We start from the raw sequence: 2,496 nt of genomic DNA, 5'->3' as shown, positions 1-2,496 counted from the left end.
TGGCCGGAAGTTGGTCTCCGAGGACAGCCGGAACCGCTTACGGTGCGCGATTACCTTATGTTTCCGTTTGATCGTCGTCGCTGGCGTAGAAGCAAAGTGATGGGGGAGCGAACTTAGGACGTGTTATGCACTTAGCAGCATGGGTACCGGACGAACAAGCATGGGTTCAAAGTCCAACGAACGCGAGCAGCGGAAAGCGTTTGCCCAGCCGAAGTTGGATTCTACGAAACAACTTCTTGGCTGCCGGACCAAGTCTTTACTGGCTTCTGGCAGCCGAATCGCTTGCAGTTCTGTGCTTGGACGCGAGCCCGTTCCTGTTCGCTGGCCGGCGTTATATATACCGCGAACAAAATAGCGCAGCGTTGTCCACACCCAAATGGACCTTGCCGGCGCGCGTCAAGGCAGTGTCGCCTATTCATGCAGCCAGACGGGCGCCTGGCTTGTTGCCGCTGGACAGGTGCAATCTCGCCTCCGAGTTGAGAGTGCCCGTGCCGATTGGCGACCAGCTGCGCCTGTGGCGTGAGCAGCGATGTGGGTCGCGCTCGCGCGCTGAGCATAGATCGCATGACGAGCGGCAAGATTCCTATCGTCTTCCCTGGCGATCTGAGTTTCAATTGCGGACGACCACGCCATGGTTCGCAGTAGTCTGAAGCAGGTGGTGGTGACCTGATTTGCCGCGTGCAAGATGAATGGCCCGGCCTCAGCATCCTGATTTTCAGCATGCACGACGAAGCGCAAGTTACCTTGCGCGCGCGCCATGACATTAGCTATGTGACAAAAGACTGCGATCTCGAGATCCTGCCCCGGGCCATTCGCAAACTTGCGTGGCAAGTTCATCGATCCGCCCTGGTCGATGCCATGATCTTTCACCAGCGGCATCGATGCTCGCGCACAATGAAGTGCTCTTCGACCGCGAGTACCATTTCAGCGGCTCGCTGCCGGTCAGACCGTGGATGAATCTCCAATTCGCTTTCGCTGAGCGCCAAGACGATCAGCACCCACAAGACGCAGTTGATGCAAAAGCCGGGCGTGCAAAACACAATGCCGAACGGATTCGCTTTGCGATCCAGCGTGGCTTCACGCAGGAAGAGCCGGCGTCGCTTTTCTTGCGACATTAGGGATTTTCCTGCAGTGTAATCAGGAGAGCCTGGTCGCGCTTTCATACACCCCTGAGTGCGGGGTGTGATCGTGCCACATACGATGGCATCACGGAGCTACAGAATCGGCACGACAGTGCCGCAGCACTCCGCTAATGGAGGAAGCATGGGAGCAGAGAAGTCATTGCGGTCGATGGTTGAAAAATGGCTGGCGCCAACCGTGACGAATCCGCCGCGAGTTATCAGCACGGGGCGACTGCGCGACTGCCACAGCCGTTTCGTTTGTGTGGAGTCCAACCGCGCTACGGGAACGCTGTCGATCATGTTCTTCCGCCACGGCGACGGTGGCTGGTATGTCTTTCCGCCTATGACAAGCAGGGCGGGACGGGCTGCATATGCCGGCCATCACGCCTGTTGATCCCTATGGGTTGGTTGTTGATCGGCTTGCTTAATGCCGGTGTTTTCGGCGCGAAGCTGCTCGGCAAGTTGCAGTTGCGATTGGGTTGAAGTCGGATCTGCGGGACCTATCCGGAATTTTGTGTGCGAGGCATATCATGAGAGGTAGTGAACATGGATATGCCGATGAAGAAGAAACGTACGGTGGCGTCCCAGGCGGCGGCCCGCGGGCCGTTGCCTGCTTTGCCTGAGGGCTTGCTTGACGAGCTGGTTAAAGGGCCGATGTCGCCCGGCGACGTCCAGGATCTGATGCTGGCGTTCAACAAGGCCATCATCGAACGGGCGATGAGCGCCGAGATGAGCATGCACTTGGGCTAGAAACCAGGCGAGCCCAAGCCGGCCGAGCAGTCCAATGCGCGCAACGGCCTCAGTGGCAAGACCGTGATCACCGAGCGCGGCCCGGTGCGGGTCGAGTTGCCACGCGATCGCGATGGCAGCTTCGAGCCGGTTCTGATCCCAAAGCACGAGCGGCGCTTTACCGGCTTCGATGAGCGCATTATTGCCATGCACGCGCGCGGCATGAGCGTGCGCGAGATCCAGGCGTTTCTGGCCGAGAACTACGGAACCGACGTCTCCCCGGACTTCATCAGCTCGGTCACCGACGAGGTTATGGCCGAGACCATCGCCTGGCAGAACCGCCCGCTCGAGGCAATGTACCCGGTCGTGTTCTTCGACGCATTGCGGGTCAAGATCCGCGATGGCGGCATCGTCAGCAATAAGGCCGTGTACCTGGCCTTGGGCATCCAGGCTAACGGTCAGCGCGATGTGCTGGGCCTGTGGGTCGAGCAGACCGAAGGCGCCAAGTTCTGGCTCAAGGTCTTCAATGAACTCAAGAACCGAGGCTGCCAGGGCGGATTCAACCGGTCGTCGCAACAATAGATTGTTGAACAGATTTTAGATATTGGTCCAGGGCTTCGGCAGGTGTCTTCCAACCAAGCGTTTT

Annotated in this window: 2 protein-coding genes and 2 pseudogenes; 3 read left to right on the top strand and 1 reads right to left on the bottom strand. The window is 58.6% G+C overall.

Going from position 1 to position 2,496, the window contains the following annotated elements; genetic code table 11:
- A pseudogene (locus A3A5_RS45725) lies at positions 1–117 on the top strand (fatty acid hydroxylase); the annotation flags it as partial.
- Between the two features lie 294 nt (positions 118–411).
- On the opposite strand, the gene A3A5_RS43405 reads toward A3A5_RS45725, so the two are convergent.
- Positions 412–879 (bottom strand): hypothetical protein, encoded by a 468-nt coding sequence (locus A3A5_RS43405; RefSeq protein WP_157637249.1) that lies wholly within the window; start codon positions 877–879, stop codon positions 412–414.
- 78 nt (positions 880–957) lie between these two features.
- Here A3A5_RS43405 and A3A5_RS45515 point away from each other — a divergent pair, with 78 nt between their 5' ends.
- A complete protein-coding gene (locus tag A3A5_RS45515; RefSeq protein WP_369797788.1) occupies positions 958–1,137 on the top strand; it encodes a hypothetical protein in 180 nt (59 codons plus the stop codon).
- Between the two features lie 536 nt (positions 1,138–1,673).
- A pseudogene (locus A3A5_RS40570) lies at positions 1,674–2,402 on the top strand (IS256 family transposase); the annotation flags it as partial.
- Positions 2,403–2,496: the final 94 nt, after the last annotated feature.

Source organism: Cupriavidus sp. UYPR2.512 (assembly GCF_000379565.1).
In the GTDB taxonomy this organism is placed as follows: Bacteria; Pseudomonadota; Gammaproteobacteria; order Burkholderiales; family Burkholderiaceae; genus Cupriavidus.
Note: the sequence above shows the minus strand (reverse complement) of the source record. Positions and strands in the feature narration are given on the sequence as shown.

Coding starts and splice junctions, on each gene's coding strand:
- A3A5_RS43405 (WP_157637249.1), bottom strand. CDS start 879: ATGCCGCTGGTGAAAGATCATGGCATCGACCAGGGCGGATCGATGAAC.